Below are 17,174 nucleotides of genomic sequence, written 5' to 3'. Positions count from 1 at the left end.
GGCCCGTTCGTAGACTTGGCGGTAATCTGTCGCGAGCCGCGACAACCTGACGGTGTGGAAGATAGGGGCCCAGTGGCGCGGAGATCACTCGTCGTCGAAGTCGCGGACGAACTCCTCGACCGAATCATTGCCGGCGAGTTCGCGCCCGGCGATCCAGTACCGGGCGAGCTCGACCTGGCCGAACGGCACGAGGTCAGCCGCATGACGGTCCGCGAGGCCATCAAGACCCTGACAGCGCAGAACATCCTGCGCGTCGAGCGGGGCAGGGGGACCTTCGTCAACCCGATCAACCACTGGAGCTCGCTCCACGCCGTTCTGCGCGCCACCAACGAGGGCGCGGACGCCCGGAACTCCGCGGTGCAGCTCATCGAACTGCGCCGCATGCTCGAGACCGGCGCCTCCGAGCTGGCCGCGGCGCGCATCACGGATGAGGAGCTCTCGGAGCTGGGCGTGATCGTCGACGAGATGCGGGACGCCCACGCGGCCGGGGACGTCGGTCGATTCGTCGAGGCGGACCTTGCCTTCCACGACGTGGTGCTCCGCGCGTCCGGAAACCCGTTCGTCGCGGTCCTTCTCGAGCCGCTGAGCCAAGTCCTCGCCGAGCGCCGCTCCGAGACGTCTGCCGTTCCCGAGATTCAGGAGCACGCGATCGAGATGCACGCGGCTATCTGCGCTGCTCTGAAAAGCCGAGACTCAGAAGCCGCACGCACCGCGATGGACGCCCACATGCAGCAGACCCTCGATGACCTCAGGAGGTACATTCTGGCGCAGTAGCCGAGTCCGGCGGAGTGGCGGGATCGAAACCGGGGTTTCTGCTGCGCTCAGCGGCCGCGCAGCAGTCGCCTGAGCATCGTCCGGTACAGGACGGGGACCACGGCAGAGGCGGCCCACGCCACAGGCCGCGCGAACCGGCCGAGACCGAAGTCCTGCACCCAACGGACGGTCGACCCGCCGTCGTGCGCAGTGACCGTGACGTCGATCGAGCCGAGGACGAGGCGCCCGCTCTTGACGATCCGCGCCCGGCCCGGGGAGACGCCCGTGGGCGGGGAGATGCTCTCGACGGTCATGACGTCGTTGAACCCCACGCGCCCGAGCATCGTGCACGCGGTGAAGAGGTGGCCCGGGTGCAGCTCGTCCGCGCTGGCGAGCCCCTGGGTGATGTGGGTGAACGGGATGAGGCGGTCGTGGGCGCGCAGGTCAAGGACGCGCGCCCACGCCTCGGAGGCCGGAAGGGGCGTCCCGAGCGTCAGCTCGAAGCGCCGCAGCCGCGGTGCCATCGGGTTCCAGTGGCTACTCGGTGTCGGCCTGCCACAGGTCCGGGCCGAAGACCTCGTACTGGATCTTCCGGGCCGGAACGCCGAGGCCGAGGAGCCGCTCGCGCACCGCCTGCATGAAGGGCAGGGGTCCGCACAGGTAGTAGGTCGCATCCGCGGGGAGCTCAACGGCGCTCACGTCCATGAAGCCCTCGTGCTCGTTGGCACCGAGCTCGCCCGGCTGCTCGTACCACGCGTGCAGGCTCGCGTTCGGCAGGGACTCGAGGTCCTTCGTGACCTGGTCGCGGAGCACGAAGCTCTCCGGAGAGGTTCCGGCGTGGAGGAACAGGACCTCGCGCTGGGAGCCCTGCGCAGCGAGGTGGTTGACCATGCCCGCGTACGGCGTCACGCCGATTCCGGCGCTCGCGAACACGAGCGGCCCGTCGCCGGGCTCGAGGACCACGTCGCCGAATGGGGCGGACAGGGTGATCTCGTCGCCGACCTGGAGCGAGTCGAGGACGAGGGTCGATACCTCTCCGTCGGGACGCCCGGCGTCGTGCACGCGCTTGACGGCGAACGTGCGGTGGTGGCCGTCGTCGGCGCGGGTGAGGCTGTACTGGCGCGGCTGCCGCAGGCCGTCCGCGGTCGGCATCTGGAGGGTCACGTACTGGCCAGGCTGGGAGGGGTACACGTCCCGCTCGTCGGTCCGCTCGACGACGAGCGAGACGACGTCGTCCGTCTCGGGCCGCTTCTCCACGACGCGCCACGTGCGCCATACGTTCGCCGGCTCGCCTCCGAAGTCGGCGTACAGGCCGCGCTCGAGGTTGATGAGGGTGTTGGCCATGAGCCAGTAGACCTCGTCCCACGCGGCGGCCACCTCGGGGGTGACGGCCTCGCCCAGCACGTCGACGATGGCCCAGAACAGGTGCTCGTGGACCACGTCGTACTGCGCGGGGGTCACGGCGAGCGCAGCGTGCTTGTGGCTGATGCGGGACAGGAGGTGCTCGGGCGCCTTGTCGGGGTGCTCGAGGAGCATCGTGGCGTACGCCGCGATGGAGCCTGCGAGCGCCTGCTGCTGGTGGCCGTCGGCCTGGTTCCCGCGGTTGAAGACCCCGTCGAAGAGCTCCGGGTGGGCCTCGAAGAGGTGATCGTAGAAGCGCTGGGCGATGGTCTTGATGTGCTCGCCGACGACGGGGAGCGTCGCCTCGATCACCGGGGCAGAGCTTGACGAGAGCATGGGGTCTCCTTGGGGACTGACGACGGCGGTGGGTTGGCTGGACCTACTTGCTGGACTTGGGGACGTCCCCGAGCTTGTTGACCTGCTCGGCGAGGGCGTCGATGACGGCGCGCAGCTGGACCTGTGCAACCTTCGTGTAGGTGCGGACGTATTCGATCTCGTCGATCGGCGTCGTGTACTCCGGCCCGGTGCTGTTGGCCGCGACGACCTGGCTGCCGGTGCGGCTGCCTCCGGACTCCTCGGCGCGGCGCAGGATCTCGCTGTACTGGGTCCTCGCGCTCGCGACGAGGTCCTTGGAGTACTGCTCGGCCTCGGCGACGAACTTCTCGGCGAGGACCTGCGCCTGGCTGATGATCTTGACCATCTCGTCCTGGGCGTTGGCCCCGCGCGCCTCGATCTGGACGCGGTCGGCCTCCATCTGGTCGGCGACGGAACTCAGGAAGTAGTGGACGGCTCCCGTATCGTAGCCCTGGCCGACTTGCTCGAACGTGGCGTGGCGGACTTCGGAGGGGCTGATCCGGCCGCCGTGGGGGGAAGTGCTCATCGTGTCCCTTCTAGCTGGTCTTCCCCGGTGGGGGAAGAGTTGTCCTCGACTCCGGTGTAGTCCTCGTAGCGAATGTCGCTGCGGGGAACCCCGACAGCGGCGAGTTCGCTGACGGTGTGGCGCACCATCGGCGTTGAACCGCACACGAGGACCAGTCGCCCCAACGACGAGCTGTGCGCGGCTGCGGCAGAGCCCACATATCCCGTGAGTCCCGGGAAGGTGGGGTCATCGGAGACCACAGGGTGGAACGAGAACCAGTGCTCGCGTGCCGCGAGGTCAGTGAGCCGTGGCTGGTCGTAGAGGTTCCACGGCACGCGGGCGCCATGGAAGAGGTCCACGCGGGGGCCCCATCCGGTCTCGCGCCATTGGGCCGCGACCTGGTCCAGCACGGCGGACAGCGGTGCGAGGCCGGTCCCCCCGCCGATGAGGAGCAGGTCGCGCTGGCCGTCGACGGCGAGCTGGTCGCCGATCGGGGCGCCCACCCTGATGGTGTCCCCCGCGTTGGTCCTGCGCACGGCAGCCGTGCTGAAGAGGCCTCCCGGGATGAGCTGGACGTGGAACTGCACGATGCCGTCCGGGCGGGGCGCGTTCGCGGGGCTCAGGTACCGCCACGTGCGGGGGAGCGCGGGCACTTCAACCGCGACGGCCTGGCCCGGCTCATACGTGAAATCGTGCGGCATGCGGACCTCGAGCACGGCCACGTCGAGGCTGCGGCGGTCCACGGAGAGGACCTCGCCGTCCCACCACGCGGGGGAGTCGTCCGCGGCGTCCTCCGCGGCCACCACCATGACCTTCGCGATGAGGCCGTACGCCTCGGACCAGCTGCGCGCGACCTCATCCGTCCACTCGGAACCGAGATAGCGCTGGAGGGTCGCCAGGAACGAGGCGCCCACCATCGAGTAGTGCGCTGGCACCACCGAGAAGCGCCGGTGGTCGCGTCCGAGCTGGCCGATGAAGCCGCCCACGGTGTCGATCTGGTCGGCGTGGCTGATGATGTGGCCGAGCGCGGAGAACAGCTTGTCGCGCTGCGCGCCCATGGCCACAGGGAACATGTCGCGTACTTCTGGATGGGTCGCGAAGAGGTGCGAGTAGAAGTACAGGGGCACCTCGTCACCGAGGGCTGCCGCCATTGCCCACGTCCGCTTCAGTGCGTTGGAGTCCACGCAGCCGTCCCTCCTGCGCATTCTGCGCATGTGTGCCGTTCGTCGGGCAAAGGATGTTGGCGTCGTCGACCGCCCCCAACGGCAGCACGCCTGCTCGCAGCAACCTACACGGTTCTCACGGGCCGATCCAGCCGAGTGATGACGGGCGTTTTGTCAACCCCCCTTGGGGGCATTGACGGGCAGCGCGAGGTCACCGCAGCGCCTTCTCGAGGTCGCCGATGAGGTCGCCGATGTCCTCGAGGCCCACGGACAGGCGCAGGACGCCGTCGCCGAGGCCAATCGCGGCACGGCCCTCGGGCCCCATGGCACGGTGCGTCGTGGTGGCGGGATGCGTGATGAGGGACTTCGCGTCGCCGAGGTTGTTCGAGATGTCGATGATCTTCAGGCCATTGAGGAGCCGGAACGCGGCCTCCTTGCCCTGACCGTCCGGTGCGGCGAGCTCGAACGTGAGGACCGTCCCGCCAGCGCTCATCTGCTTGCGGGCCAGCTCGTACTGCGGGTGGGAGGGCAGGTGCGGGTACTTGACCCAGCTGACCTCGGGCTGCGCCTCGAGCCACTCGGCGATTGCGAGCGCGTTCACGGACGAGTGCCGCACGCGCAGCCCCATCGTCTCGAGGCCTTTCGTGAGGACCCAGGCGTTGAAGGCGGACAGTGCCGGGCCAGTGTGGCGCATGAGGTTCTTGACGGGCCCGTCGATGAACTCCTTGGTGCCCAGCACGGCCCCGCCGAGGACGCGTCCCTGGCCGTCGATGTGCTTGGTCCCGGAATACACGACGACGTCCGCCCCGAAGTCGAGGCAGCGCTGGAGGAGCGGGGTCGCGAAGACGTTGTCGACGACGACCTGCGCGCCGGCCGCATGGGCGAGGTCGGCCACGGCGGCGATGTCCACGAGCTCCTGCATCGGGTTCGAGGGCGATTCGAAGAACACGGCAGTGGTGGGCACGGAGAGTGCCTCGCGCCACTGGTCCAGGTCCGGGCCGTCCACGAAGACCGTCTCGACGCCCCAGCGGGGGAGGATCTCGTTGAGGATCACGAAGCACGAGCCGAACAGGCTCCGGGCCGCGACGACCCGGTCTCCGGCGGCGAGGAGCGCCGCGAGGGCGGTGAACACCGCGGACATGCCGGACGCCGTCGCGAAGCACGCCTCCGTGCCCTCGAGCAGCCGGAGCCGCTCCTGGAACATGGCCACGGACGGGTTGCCGTAGCGCGAGTACACGAAGCGCTCGTCCTCGCCGGTGAAGGCCCGCTCTGCCGCCTCGGCGGATTCGTAGACGAAACCCGAGTTGAGGAACAGCGCCTCTGAGGTTTCCTGGAATTCGGTTCGCAGGAGTCCGCCGCGCACGGCTTGGGTGTCCTGGCTCCAGTCGCCTGATATTCCGTTGTTGATGTCAAAGCTCACGAAAGTTACTTAGTCCTGTCCCAGATTGGTCGGCAGCCCGCGGTTCTTCCAGCCGTTGACGGTCCTCTGGCCGTCCGGGCCGGGCACTCCCTCGAAGCCCTCGAGCACGTTGTATGCGGTGAAGCCGAGGTTCGCGGCCACCGAGGCGGCTGCCGCAGAGCGGGCTCCCGAGCGGCAGAGGAAGAGCAGCTCGGTGGCCTTGTCGTCCGGCCCCTGGAGCTCGAGCTCCATCACGAAATCGGGGTTCGGGATCCCGCCCTCGAAGGACCACGGGATGAACAGCGGATCATTGTCGGTGCCCTTGGTGTCGGGGATGCCGATGTGCGCCCACTCCTCCTCGGTGCGCACGTCCACGAGCACGGCGTCGCCGCCCTCGAGCTTCGCCCATGCCTCGTGGGGCGTGAGGTCTCCCGCGTAGCTCATGCGTGCCCCTCGCCCTCGTACTCGAGCGAATCGACGGCGGAGGCGACGGCGGCGTCGGCCCTTGCCACGGCGTGGGGGAGAATTATCGCCTGGGCGACGATCACGTCGATGCCGTTGAATGTCGCGGCAGGGCTCCCGTGCAGCACGTAGCCGTCGGCGAGGGCCTTGGAGATGCGGGCACAGAATTCGCGGGTGTCGGGGCCGGTCAGGAGCCGGTAGGCCAGCTTCTCCTCGGCGGGGTCGCCTGGGGCCGCGGGATCGTTGAGCGGCGTCGTCGCGGCGGCCGGCTCAGAATGCTCAGTCGCGGTGTCGGACATGGCAGGGCTCCTTCGTAGCTTGCGTATCGAGAAACGAATGCCGAGTACTCACCTGAGGCACCCCGCCACATGGAGGGTTGCCGGCCAGCAAGTCAGGGCTTGGCGCTGGCGCTCGTTACTCTTCGATTGAACGTAGCACGCGGCGCTGGGGCGGACCACGGATCGGCGGTAACTATTGGCAACACACGGATTCGTGCTCCGCTCGCTTCCGGAGGTTCCCACGCGGTCCGCGAGTGGGTAGTGTGCGGCAGGTGGACGAGAACTACGAAGTCATCGTGGTCGGCGGAGGGTTTGCCGGGGTCGCAGCAGCCCGCACTCTCGGGCGCAAGGGCGTGCGGGTCCTCCTGATCGACAAGAACCCCTACCATCAGTTCCAGCCGCTCCTCTACCAGGTCGCGACCGTGCAGCTGGGTGTTTCCGAGGTGGCCCGCTCGCTGCGGGACATCTTCCGGGGGCAGCCCAACGTCCGCGTGGTCGTCGCGGAGGTGACCGGTGTCGACGTCGGGGCCAAGCGCGTCACGACGTCCGACGGGAAGTCGTACGAGGGCCGGTTCCTCATCCTCGCCTCGGGTGCGGAGGCCAACTTCTTCAACACCCCCGGCGCGGAGGTCACCTACCCGCTCTACTCGGTCGACGACGCCGTGAGCCTGGGTGGGACCCTCTCCAACGTCCTCGAGACGGCCGACCGGGCCGACGACGGCACGGAGATCCACTTCGTGGTGATCGGCGCCGGGCCGACCGGCGTCGAGACGGCCGGCGCCCTCGCCGAGACCGTCAAGTACGTGCTGAGCGACTACTTCTCACCGCGGCTTGCCAGCCGCTGCCACGTGCACCTCGTGGACATGGTGCCCAACGTGCTCAACGTCTTCTCGGACAAGTCCAAGGAATACGCAGGACGGCGGCTGGCCGCCATGGGCGTCCAGCTCCACCTCGGGACGCCGGTCGCGGAGATCGCCCGGGACAAAGTCCTGCTCAAGGACGGGACCGAGATCCCGGCCAGCCTCGTGGTGTGGGCCGGCGGGCTCAAGGCGGGGCCGGTGGTGGCCGGTTCCGGCCTGCCCCAGGGCCGCGGCGGCCGCATCGACGTCAACCCGGACCTCACGGCTCCGGGGGTCGAGGGGGTCTACGTGCTCGGAGACGCAGCCAACATGACCGACGCGAAGGGCAACCAGCTGCCCCAGCTCGGCTCGTGCGCCCTGCAGGCGGGGACGTGGGCGGCGAAGAACATCCTCGCCGACAGGGACGGCGGCCACCGGGCCCCGTTCGCCTACGTGGACAAGGGCTACATGGCCATGGTGGGCCGCGGCTCCGCCGTCGCCGAGGTCGGTCCGGGCCCGAAGCGCGTGCTGCTCAACGGCCCGCTCGCGTTCCTCGCGTGGCTCGGGGTCCACGTTGTGCTGCTCTCCGGGACCCTGCAGAAGATCCGCGCCGTCGCGACCTGGCCGAGCGACTACATCACGCACCGGCGCTCCTTCGTGGTGCTGAGCCGCCCGGACTCGTCCCACACCCCGTAGGAACCGCGTAGACGGACGGATCCCGCGGTGTGCCTACGCGGCCAACGCGGCCAGAAGCGCGTCGATCTGGCCGGACGCCTCCTTCATGCCCTCCTCCATGCCCATGCCGAGCATGCGTTCGAGCTGGTCGGCGCTGCGGAATCTGGACACCGTCGTCATGCGTGTGCCGGTCGGCGTGTCCTCGAGCGTCATGACCATGGTGGTCGTGTCGAGAGGGTCCACGGGGGAGCCGTCTTCGTTGGCGAATCCGTCTTCGATCTGAAGGCGATGCGGAGCGTCCACAGCAGTGATCTCCCACCATCCGTGCGCCTCGGTGCCGTCCGGGCCGGTCATGAAGTAGTGGCACCGGCCGCCGGGGGCGAAGTTGTGGGTGGCGAACGTGGCCGGCCAGGTGGGCGGACCCCACCAGCGCTCGAGCTGGCGCGGGTCCTCCCACACCTGCCACACGCGCTCGCGGTCCGCGGCGAACTCGGTGACCAGAGTCATGGTGAGGTTCTCGGTGTCCTTGGTGCTGCTGACGAAGGTCATGGTGCGATGTCCCTGTCTTTTCTCGGTTGGTGCTGCTGGTTCTGTGGGGGTGGGGTGGCCTCGGACAGGATGTCCCCGATCCGGGCGATGCGGTCGCGCCACAGCTCCTCGTAGGCGTCGAGGAGACGCGCCGCTCTGCGGATCGCCGCGGGGTTCGAGTGCACGATCTGCTCCCTCCCGCGGCGCTCCTTCGTGACGAGCAGAGCCCGTTCGAGCACCGCGACGTGCTTCTGCACCGCCGCGAAGCTCATGGTGTAGCTCCTGGCGAGCCCCGAGACCGACTGCTCACCGAGCATCGACTGCCGCAGGATGTCCCTGCGGGTCGCGTCCGCGAGGGCGCCGAAGATGCGGTCGATCTCCTCGTCGGTGAATTCTCGGGGTTTCTGATCTACAACCATTTGGTTGTACGTTAGCCCCCTAAGCCACCGGCGCGCAAGACCCCGAGTTGACTCGTCTAGGGTCAGCGCGGCGGGCTAGGCAAACGCTCGGCCGTTGCGGACAGGTACGCGAAGAAGAGGATTTCGCCGTAGACCGTAGCGCGCTCGCCCAGCCCGGCTCCCAAGGGCCAGAGGGCGAATGACCCGATCAACGCCACTGCCCAGCTGATGCGTGCTCGCGGCGGAAGCCAGCCCGCGGAGGCTGCAGCGATGGGCCCGGCCAAGAACGCCGCGAGGGCCGCGACGTTGTGCTGGGCCGAGCTCGGCGCCGTCAGGCCCGCGACGGCCGTGGCTGCCGCAAAGAGGAGCAGTACCGCCGAGGTCAGCTGACGTCCTCGGCGCCAGTACTCCTGGCCCAGCAATGCCGACCCCGCCGCCAAGGCGAGGAAGGCAGCGACAGCGGCTGCGGACCCTTCGCCCACCAACAGATCGCTGATCTGGTCTCGCCTCAAGGACAGGTCTGGGCGAGTCAGCGGCAGCGCCATCGTGGCAAACACGAAGACGCCGAAGCAGCAGACGCTGAAGACGCGTCGAGACCGCAAATGCCCTGCTTTCCGGATCTTCATCATGGGCTTCCCGGTGGGGCCGCCTGCAGGAGGATCTCTCTCCCCCGCCTCTGCGTCAATGGCCCGACTTGGCTCGTCTAAGGTGCTCGCGCACCACTTTCGCGAGCATCTTGACATGAGGCACTACGGACCCTGGCCCAGCACGCCTAAGACCGCAGGAGGTGGTTCGGCAGGCGCCCGCCGGGGGCCCTGCCGCGGATCTCGAGGAGCTCTCGGGCATGCTCCCACAGGCGCTTGTCCTCGTCGGAGACCGGCGCCCAGCGGGGGACAGGGACTGCGGCGCCGGTCTCGTCGCGGGCCACCATGACCGTGAGGCAGTACGTGGTGAGATGCAGCTCGTGGCCCTTGGGCGAGCCGGAGCGTACATGGACCGCGATGTGCATGCCCTTCGTCCCGGTGTACACGAGCCGAGCCTCCACCTCCACGACGTCTCCGATGAGCAGCGGCCGGTAGAACCGCACGCCGCCTGAGAAGACGGCGACCGTGTCCCGCCCGGAATAGCGCGACGCGCACAGGTACGCGGCCTCGTCGATCCACTTCATGACCGTGCCGCCGTGCACCTTGCCGCCCCAGTTGACGTCCGTCGGCGCGGCGAGGAAGCGCAGCACCACCCGCTCGGCCGTTCCGGCGTCCGTGTACTCCTGGCGCTTCATCGACGCGACGATCTCGTCACGCACCGTGATACGGGCGACGGCGTTCGCCTCTGCCTCGCGTTCGGCGTCGGTCCGCGGGACCCACCTCGGGACCTCGACGGGGCGGCCGTTCTCGCCGACCGCCACGAAGATCACGAGGCACTGGCTGCGCATCGTGGGTGTGCCGCCCTTCGGATCGCCAGAGGAGACCACGGTGCGGATGTGCATCGACGTCCGGCCCGTGTAGACGATCGTCCCGGTGACCTCGACCATGTCGCCCACGTTGACCGGGTCCGCGAAGTGGATGTTCCCCACGTAGGCGGTCACGCAGTAGGTCTTCGACCAGCCCACCGCCGCAGCGAACGCCGCCTTGTCCACCCACTCGAGGACGGTGCCCGCGTCCACGGAGCCGGAGTGCCCCTTGTCCGTGGGCGCGGCGAGGAAGCGGAGGGTGACCTCGTTGCCGGCCGGATGCTCCGGCGAGGCGACAGTGGGAGGCGAGGCGGCGGCGTCGTGCGTCATGCCCTATCCCCAGAGGCGATCGGTGGCGATCTTCGCGCCCTCGGAGAGCGCCTCGAGCTTGGCCCACGCGATCTGCGGGTGCACGCGGCCGCCGAGGCCGCAGTCCGTCGAGGCGATGACGCGCTCGCGTCCCACGATCCGGGCGAAGTTCTCGATCCGGTCCGCGACCAGCTCGGGGTGCTCTACGACGTTGGTCGCGTGCGAGACGACGCCCGGCACGATGACCTTGTCCTCGGGAAGGTCCAGATCGCGCCAGACCTTCCACTCGTGCTCGTGCCGCACGTTCCCCGCCTCGAACGAGTAGGAGCCGGCGTTGATCGAGAGCATCGTCGCCGCGAGGTCCTTGAACGGCAGGTCAGTGGTGTGCGGACCGTGCCATGAACCCCAGCACAGGTGGAAGCGGATCTGGTCCTGCGGGAGGTCGCGGATCGCGTAGTTGAGGGCCTCGACGCGGATCTGCGTGAACTTGAGGTAGTCCGCGAGGCTCGGCTCGGGGTTGATCATGTCCCAGTTCTCGGCGATCGAGGGGTCGTCGATCTGGACGATGAGGCCCGCGTCGATGATCGCCTTGTACTCCTCGCGCATTGCGTCGGCGCACGCGTAGACGAGCTCTTCCTCGTCCTTGTAGTACTCGTTGGCGATACGGCTCGCGGAGCCGGGGGAGAGGGCCGGGAGGAAGCCGGTCTCGAAGCCGTTCGCCGCGAGGGCCGACTTGAGGTGGGCAACGTCCCGCTGGACGGCCTCCTGGCCGGTGTATGTGAGGGGCCCCGTCACGGTGGGCTGCAGGACCGTCTTGCGGCCCGTGAGGATGAACGAGTTCGGGTCGTTGTACGCCTCGTCGAAGCGCAGGCGGTCGCGGCGGTCCTTCATGGTGGTGAGGCGGATGTGGCCCGGCTCGGAGCGGATCTCGTCCGTCATCTGCCAGCGGTCCACGCCGCCCGGGGTGAGGCCGCCCAGGCGCGAGAACGAGTAGTTCCACCACGCGCCGTAGTCCACCGAGTTGGACATCGTGTGGCCGTACTCGCCGTCATTCGGGAGCGTGACGCCGGCCTCGCGCTGCTTCGCGACGATGTCCTTCACCGAACCGGCAAGGAGCTCCTCGAACGCCGCGGCGTCGCCGGGGTTCTCGGCCTGCGCGGCGTTGGCCGCGAGGAGCTCGGGGGTACGGGGGAGGGATCCCGCGTGCGATACCTGGATGAAGTCCGTGTTGTGAGTCGCGTTCTGCATGGCGCCAGTCTTTCTCATGGGCGCCGCGGTTCGCGACCATCCCTGCCGAAGTCACTCCGTGTGACGCCGAGGTCACCCCAGGTGGTGCCGAGGTCACCCCGTGTGACGCCGAGATCACCCCGGGTGGTGCCGAGGTCACCTCGTGTGGTGCCGAGGTCACCCCGGGTGGTGCCGAGGTCACCCCATGTGGCGCCGAGGTCACCCCGTGCGGATCGGCGGGGCTGCGGTCAGTCGCGGTCCGGGTCCCCGAACCCCGTGTGGGTGGCGCCCGCAGAGTCCGGGATGCCCGCGGCGCCGGAGGTCCCGAGGCCCGAGGTGTGGGGGCGGCGTTTCGCCGGCGCGGCCGGGGCCGCAGGCGGGAGCTCGGTGCGGGGCTCCCCGGGCGGGGCGTCGGCGTATCGGCTCGGGTCGCGCAGCTGCATCGACTCTTGGTTGTGGCCGTAGTTCTCGGTCTGGCTGTAGCCGTCGTCGAGCGGTGCGGCGTCATCGAATGCCGGGAGTCCCGGTGGGGCGGGCACGCGATCGGTGTGTTCCATACCCGCACCGTAGACGCACGACGCCGCCACCGCCAGAGCCTTGCGTCTCACCGTGCGTCGCGGGCGCGGATCTCAGACGAAGGCGGACTTGCCGGTCACCGCCCGGGCGACGATGAGCGAGTTGATCTCGTACGTGCCCTCGTAGGTGTACAGGACCTCCGCGTCGCCGAAGAGCTTGGCCATCTCGTAGTCGGTTGTGATCCCGTTGCCGCCCAGGATGGACCGTCCGAGAGCCACGGAAGAGCGGGCGAGCCGGGTGGTGGTCGACTTCGCCATGGCGGACTGCACCATCTCGAGCTGCCCCGACTCCTGGATGCGCGCGAGCTCCACCATGAGCGAGAGCGACGCGTGCGCGTTGCCGAGGATCTCCGCGAGCTGCTGCTGGACGAGCTGGAAGCACGCAAGCTCGCGCCCGAACTGGATCCTCTCGAGCGAATACGCCCGGGCGATGTCGAACGCTCCGAGCTGGATGCCCGCGGCCTGCCACCCGACCCATGCGCGCGAGTCGCGCAAGAGCTCGTTGGCCCGGCTGAACGCGGTCGCGCCGGGAAGCAGGTTGCCGTCGGGGACGCGGACGTCGTCCAGGACGATGTCGGCGTTCTGCATGATGCGCAGGCCGATCTTGTTGGCGATCTTCGTGGCCGTGAACCCGGGCCGATCGGTCTCGACGATGAAGGCCTTGATCGCGCCGTCGGCCGTGTCGCGGGCCCAGACGAGGGCGAAGTCGGCGATGGTGCCAGCCCCGATCCAACGCTTCGCCCCGCGCAGGACCCAGCCCGCGCCGTCGTGCGTCGCCGTCGTGGCGAGGCCGCCAGCGATGTCCGAGCCGTGCTCGGGCTCGGTGAGCGCGAACGCGCCGAGCTCGGTGAGGGACTGAAGGCCCGGCAGCCACCGGGCCTTCTGCTCAGGCGAACCGAGATCGTTGATCATGCCCACGATGAGCTCGTTGTGGATCCCCACCAGGGCGGACAGGGAGACATCGGCCCGGGCCATCTCCATGTACGCGAGCCCCGTGAACAGGCGCGAGGACCCGTCGGTCTGGAGCCGGCCGAGGCCGAGGGAGGCGAGCCGGGGCAGGAGGCCGAACGGGAACTCCTCGCGGTTCCAGTACTCGGGCGTGAGCGGGCGGATGTCCCGCTGGAGCACGGTCCGCAGCTCGCTGAATCGCGCCCGCTCCCGGGGTGAGAGCAGGTCGACGACGTGCATGAGGTCGGCGTCGGGGAAGGGCGGTTCCATCGGTGCGGCGGGGGCCAGGAGGGATTCTGGTGCCTGAAGCATGTGACCTCTTCGTCAATCTCGGGGCGTCTCGTGAACGGCTCCCTGTTCAAACCCTAGGAAGTCCTACTATATTTCATCGTGACACGGATCACTAGCACGACTGCTGGGACGAGGGCGTCCCGGGGGCGGACACGAAAGGCAGACAATGACTGTCACCGACGAATTCCGGGCGGCCCGGGACCGGCTGCTCGAGCTCCGCGCGGACTATGCCCGCGCCCACGCCGAGTTCGAGTGGCCCCGCTTCGATGAGTTCAACTTCGGGCTCGACTGGTTCGACGCCCTCGGCGCTGATCCAGTCCGCGGCAGCCAGGCCGCCCTTGTGATCGTGGAGCAGGACGGCAGCTCCACGCGCCGCACCTTCGCGGAGCTCTCCGCGCGCTCGTCGCAGGTCGCCAACTGGCTGCGGGAGCAGGGCGTGCAGCGCGGGGACCGCATGATCATCATGCTCGGCAACCAGGTGGAGCTGTGGGAGCTCATGCTCGCGGGCATCAAGCTCGGCGTCGTCATGATCCCGACCACCACCCTCATGGGGCGCCGCGACCTCGAGGACCGCGTGGAGCGCGGCGGCGCGCACTGGGTCACCGTGGGCGCCGCGAACGCCCACAAGTTCGACGACGTACCGGGCGGCTACCGCCTCATCGTCGTCGGGGGAAGCACGACGCCGGGTGCGGACTCCGCGCTGGGAGCGTCCGACGAGGGTGTTCCGAACGACGGCGTCCTCAGCTACGGTGACTCTGCCGCCTCGGCCACCGACTTCACGCCCGATGCCCCCACGAAGGCCGACGAGACGCTCCTGCTCTACTTCACGTCCGGTACTACGAGCCGGGCCAAGCTCGTTGAGCACACGCACACCTCATACCCCGTGGGCCACCTCTCCACGATGTACTGGATCGGCCTCGAGCCGGGCGACGTGCACCTCAACGTGGCCTCGCCCGGGTGGGCCAAGCACGCATGGTCCAATGTGTTCACACCGTGGATCGCCGAGGCTACGGTGTTCATCTACAACTACGAGCGCTTCGACGCCTCCGCGCTCATGGCCCAGATGGGTGCCGAGGGCGTCACGAGCTTCTGCGCCCCGCCCACGGTGTGGCGGATGCTCATCCAGTCCGACCTGACCCAGCTCACGGCTCCGCCGCGCAAGGTCGTCTCGGCCGGCGAGCCGCTCAACGCCGAGGTTATCGGCCAGGTGGAGAAGGCCTGGGGCGTGACGATCCGCGACGGCTTCGGGCAGACCGAGACCACCGTCCAGGTCGCCAACACGCCTGGCCAGCCCGTCACCGCCGGTGCAATGGGACGTCCGCTCCCCGGCTACGACGTCGTGCTCGTGGACCCCACGACAGGCGACGAGTCGGACGACGGCGAGCTGTGCCTGCGCCTCGACCCCCGGCCTGTGGGGCTCATGAAGGGCTACTACGGGGACCCAGAGAAGACCGCGGACGCGTTCCGCGGCGGCTACTACCACACGGGCGACATGGCGACGCGGGATGCCGATGGCGTCATCACCTATGTGGGCCGCGGCGACGACGTCTTCAAGTCCTCGGACTACCGGCTCTCACCGTTCGAGCTCGAGAGCGTGCTGATCGAGCACCCCGCGGTGGCCGAGGCCGCCGTCGTGCCCTCCCCGGATGAGGTGCGGCTCTCCGTCCCGAAGGCCTTCGTGGTGCTCGCGGGCGGGTACGAGCCGGGGCCTGCGGTCGCGGAGGAGATCCTGCGCTTCTGCCGGGCGCAGCTGGCGCCGTTCAAGCGCATCCGCCGCATCGAGTTCGCTGAGCTGCCCAAGACGATCTCGGGCAAGATCCGGCGCGTCGAGCTGCGGCACAGTGAGGAGGCACGGCACGGAGGCTCGGAGGGTCGGGCCGTGGAGCTCGCGAGCGGATTCGGGATCGAATATGGCGAGAGTGACTTCCCGTCTCTGAAAGACTAGTCAGCACAACGAAAGACTAGTCAGCGCGGCAGACACGTCAGACACGTCAGGAGAGGAGGACCATGGGCGCCCCGCTTCCCCGCGACCCGATTGCCGATGCCCAGCGCAACTGGGAGCGGCACGGGTGGGGGGACGTCGCGGCGCCCATGGCCGCCATCACGGCGATCATGCGCACGCAGCAGATCCTCACCGCGCGCATCGAGGACGTGCTCAGACCACTCGGGCTCACGTTCGCACGCTACGAGATGCTCGCGCTCCTGAGCTTTGCCCGCACGGGGGCGTTGCCCATGAACCGGGCCAGCGCGCTCCTCCAGGTGCACCCCACGTCGGTGACCAACGCCGTCGACCGGCTAGCCCAGGCCGGGTACGTCGCGCGGACACCGCATCCCACGGACGGGCGGACCACGCTCATCGAGCTCACCCCCGACGGCCGCGCGGTGGCCAAGGAGGCGACCGCGCGGCTCAACGCCGAGGTCTTTGCCCGGTCCGGGTTCACCGGCGGCGACGTCGAGGACCTCATCCGCATCCTCAGCGACTTCCGCCGTGCGGCCGGGGACTTCGCGTGACCTTCAGTTGAGGGGTCACTTCCCAAATGAGGGGTCACTTCTCTAAAGAGCAGGCCTCAAGAATTAGAGATGTGACCCCTCAACGGGGACGTGACCCCTCAACGTGGGGAGGGGGAGGGGGAGGGGGTTACTGCTGGGGCTAGTGGTCCGACTGCTCCCGGATGGTGTTGATGACGCCGGAGAAGTCCGTCCCTGCCCCGCCGTGCTCCACGAACGAGTCGTAGATCCTCGAGGCGAGCGGACCCATCTCCGCCGCGACGCCCGTGTGCTCGACCGCGTTGACGGCCAGTCGGAGGTCCTTGGCCATGAGCGCACCGGCGAACCCGGGCTGGTAGTCCCGGTTGGCCGGGCTCGTGGGCACCGGGCCGGGAACCGGGCAGTTGGTCGTGAGGGCCCAGCACTGGCCGGAGGCGTGGGCCGCGACGTCGAACAGGGCCTCGTGGGTGAGTCCGAGCTTCTCGCCGAGCACGAACGCCTCGCTCACCGCGATCATTGATACGCCCAGGATCATGTTGTTGCAGACCTTGGCCGCCTGGCCGAGGCCGTGGGCGCCGCAGTGCACCACGCGCTTGCCCATGGCCTCGAGGACCGGGCGGACGGAGTCGAAGTCCTCGGCCTCGCCGCCCACCATGAACGTGAGCGTCGCGGCCTCGGCTCCGACCACGCCGCCCGAGACGGGCGCGTCCACCGAGCGGTGGCCCGCCGCGATGGCCGCCGCGGCAGCCTCCTGAGCTTCGGTCACGTTGATCGTGGAGCAGTCGAGGAACAGCGTGTTGGGCCCGGCCACCGCGAGCAGGCCAGCCTCGCCGCCGATGCCGCGGTACGCGTCCAGGACGTGGCGGCCGCTCGGCAGCATCGTCAGGACCACGGCGGCGCCAGCCGCGGCCTCGGCTGCGGTCCCGGCGAGCGGGATCCCGTGCGCCTGTGCGGCCTCGACGGCGGCGGGGACCGGGTCGTACCCGATGACGCTGTAGCCGGCCTTGATGAGGTTCGCCGCCATCGGCCCGCCCATGTGGCCAAGGCCGAGGAACGCGATGGTGCCTGCGGCGGAGGGGTCGGTCATGGTGTCTCCTTCAGTCTCCTGATGCGGGTGTGAACGTCCTGCGGG

The 17,174-nt window shown here is 69.0% G+C and carries 19 protein-coding genes and 1 riboswitch; of the genes, 4 read left to right on the top strand and 15 right to left on the bottom strand.

The window, feature by feature from the left end; translation table 11 throughout:
• The first annotated feature begins 72 nt into the window (after positions 1-72).
• A complete protein-coding gene (locus tag AB5L97_RS16155) occupies positions 73-774 on the top strand; it encodes a FadR/GntR family transcriptional regulator (RefSeq protein ID WP_369045413.1) in 702 nt (233 codons plus the stop codon).
• Positions 775-821: 47 nt separating this feature from the next.
• Here AB5L97_RS16155 and AB5L97_RS16150 read toward each other — a convergent pair whose 3' ends face one another.
• The 7 genes from AB5L97_RS16150 to AB5L97_RS16120 form a co-directional block, all read right to left on the bottom strand.
• Positions 822-1,277 carry a hypothetical protein gene (locus AB5L97_RS16150; protein ID WP_369045412.1) on the bottom strand — a complete coding sequence of 152 codons (456 nt, stop codon included), beginning with the start codon at positions 1,275-1,277 and terminating at the stop codon, positions 822-824.
• 13 nt (positions 1,278-1,290) lie between these two features.
• Complete coding sequence (locus AB5L97_RS16145; protein WP_369045411.1) at positions 1,291-2,490, bottom strand: globin domain-containing protein; 1,200 nt, start codon at positions 2,488-2,490, stop codon at positions 1,291-1,293.
• A 43-nt stretch (positions 2,491-2,533) separates the two neighbouring features.
• Complete coding sequence (locus AB5L97_RS16140; RefSeq protein WP_307955881.1) at positions 2,534-3,034, bottom strand: DivIVA domain-containing protein; 501 nt, start codon at positions 3,032-3,034, stop codon at positions 2,534-2,536.
• Positions 3,031-4,197 carry a globin domain-containing protein gene (locus AB5L97_RS16135; RefSeq protein ID WP_369045410.1) on the bottom strand — a complete coding sequence of 389 codons (1,167 nt, stop codon included), beginning with the start codon at positions 4,195-4,197 and terminating at the stop codon, positions 3,031-3,033. Before AB5L97_RS16135 ends, AB5L97_RS16140 begins: the two co-directional genes overlap by 4 nt.
• A gap of 190 nt (positions 4,198-4,387) precedes the next feature.
• Entirely contained in the window at positions 4,388-5,596 is a 1,209-nt protein-coding gene (locus AB5L97_RS16130) for an O-succinylhomoserine sulfhydrylase (protein WP_369045409.1), read from the bottom strand.
• A 9-nt stretch (positions 5,597-5,605) separates the two neighbouring features.
• A complete protein-coding gene (locus AB5L97_RS16125; protein WP_307955878.1) occupies positions 5,606-6,019 on the bottom strand; it encodes a rhodanese-like domain-containing protein in 414 nt (137 codons plus the stop codon).
• Positions 6,016-6,336: a DUF1737 domain-containing protein gene (locus AB5L97_RS16120; protein ID WP_423246797.1), complete on the bottom strand. Its 321-nt coding sequence runs from the start codon at positions 6,334-6,336 to the stop codon at positions 6,016-6,018. The genes AB5L97_RS16125 and AB5L97_RS16120 overlap by 4 nt, the downstream gene beginning before the upstream one ends.
• A 6-nt stretch (positions 6,337-6,342) precedes the next feature.
• Positions 6,343-6,456, bottom strand: a riboswitch (SAM riboswitch).
• A 131-nt stretch (positions 6,457-6,587) separates the two neighbouring features.
• Here AB5L97_RS16120 and AB5L97_RS16115 point away from each other — a divergent pair.
• Positions 6,588-7,850, top strand: coding sequence for an NAD(P)/FAD-dependent oxidoreductase (locus AB5L97_RS16115; protein ID WP_369045408.1), 1,263 nt, complete (start codon positions 6,588-6,590; stop codon positions 7,848-7,850).
• Positions 7,851-7,883: 33 nt separating this feature from the next.
• On the opposite strand, the gene AB5L97_RS16110 is transcribed toward AB5L97_RS16115, so the two are convergent.
• The 7 genes from AB5L97_RS16110 to AB5L97_RS16080 form a co-directional block, all read right to left on the bottom strand.
• Entirely contained in the window at positions 7,884-8,378 is a 495-nt protein-coding gene (locus AB5L97_RS16110) for an SRPBCC family protein (RefSeq protein WP_369045407.1), read from the bottom strand.
• Positions 8,375-8,776 carry an ArsR/SmtB family transcription factor gene (locus tag AB5L97_RS16105; RefSeq protein ID WP_369045406.1) on the bottom strand — a complete coding sequence of 134 codons (402 nt, stop codon included), beginning with the start codon at positions 8,774-8,776 and terminating at the stop codon, positions 8,375-8,377. The genes AB5L97_RS16110 and AB5L97_RS16105 overlap by 4 nt, the downstream gene beginning before the upstream one ends.
• Positions 8,777-8,838: 62 nt before the next feature.
• The gene (locus tag AB5L97_RS16100) at positions 8,839-9,381 is read right to left on the bottom strand and encodes a DUF998 domain-containing protein (RefSeq protein ID WP_369045405.1); all 543 of its coding nucleotides are present in this window, start codon (positions 9,379-9,381) and stop codon (positions 8,839-8,841) included.
• Positions 9,382-9,527: 146 nt separating this feature from the next.
• Entirely contained in the window at positions 9,528-10,535 is a 1,008-nt protein-coding gene (locus AB5L97_RS16095) for an acyl-CoA thioesterase (protein WP_369045404.1), read from the bottom strand.
• A gap of 3 nt (positions 10,536-10,538) precedes the next feature.
• Positions 10,539-11,762, bottom strand: coding sequence for a cobalamin-independent methionine synthase II family protein (locus AB5L97_RS16090; RefSeq protein WP_369045403.1), 1,224 nt, complete (start codon positions 11,760-11,762; stop codon positions 10,539-10,541).
• Positions 11,763-11,989: 227 nt separating this feature from the next.
• A complete protein-coding gene (locus AB5L97_RS16085) occupies positions 11,990-12,298 on the bottom strand; it encodes a hypothetical protein (protein ID WP_369045402.1) in 309 nt (102 codons plus the stop codon).
• Between the two features lie 72 nt (positions 12,299-12,370).
• Positions 12,371-13,576, bottom strand: coding sequence for an acyl-CoA dehydrogenase family protein (locus tag AB5L97_RS16080; RefSeq protein ID WP_307955869.1), 1,206 nt, complete (start codon positions 13,574-13,576; stop codon positions 12,371-12,373).
• A gap of 145 nt (positions 13,577-13,721) precedes the next feature.
• Between AB5L97_RS16080 and AB5L97_RS16075 the strand changes: the two genes are divergently transcribed.
• Positions 13,722-15,500: an AMP-binding protein gene (locus AB5L97_RS16075; RefSeq protein WP_423246796.1), complete on the top strand. Its 1,779-nt coding sequence runs from the start codon at positions 13,722-13,724 to the stop codon at positions 15,498-15,500.
• A gap of 62 nt (positions 15,501-15,562) precedes the next feature.
• Positions 15,563-16,066, top strand: a complete 504-nt coding sequence (locus AB5L97_RS16070; protein WP_307955868.1) for a MarR family winged helix-turn-helix transcriptional regulator — start codon at positions 15,563-15,565, stop codon at positions 16,064-16,066.
• Between the two features lie 139 nt (positions 16,067-16,205).
• On the opposite strand, the gene mmsB is transcribed toward AB5L97_RS16070, so the two are convergent.
• Positions 16,206-17,129, bottom strand: coding sequence for a 3-hydroxyisobutyrate dehydrogenase (mmsB, locus tag AB5L97_RS16065; protein ID WP_369045401.1), 924 nt, complete (start codon positions 17,127-17,129; stop codon positions 16,206-16,208).
• Positions 17,130-17,174 lie beyond the last annotated feature (45 nt).

The organism is Sinomonas sp. P10A9 (assembly GCF_041022165.1).
Lineage (GTDB): Bacteria > Actinomycetota > Actinomycetes > Actinomycetales > Micrococcaceae > Sinomonas > Sinomonas puerhi.
Note: the sequence above shows the minus strand (reverse complement) of the source record. Positions and strands in the feature narration are given on the sequence as shown.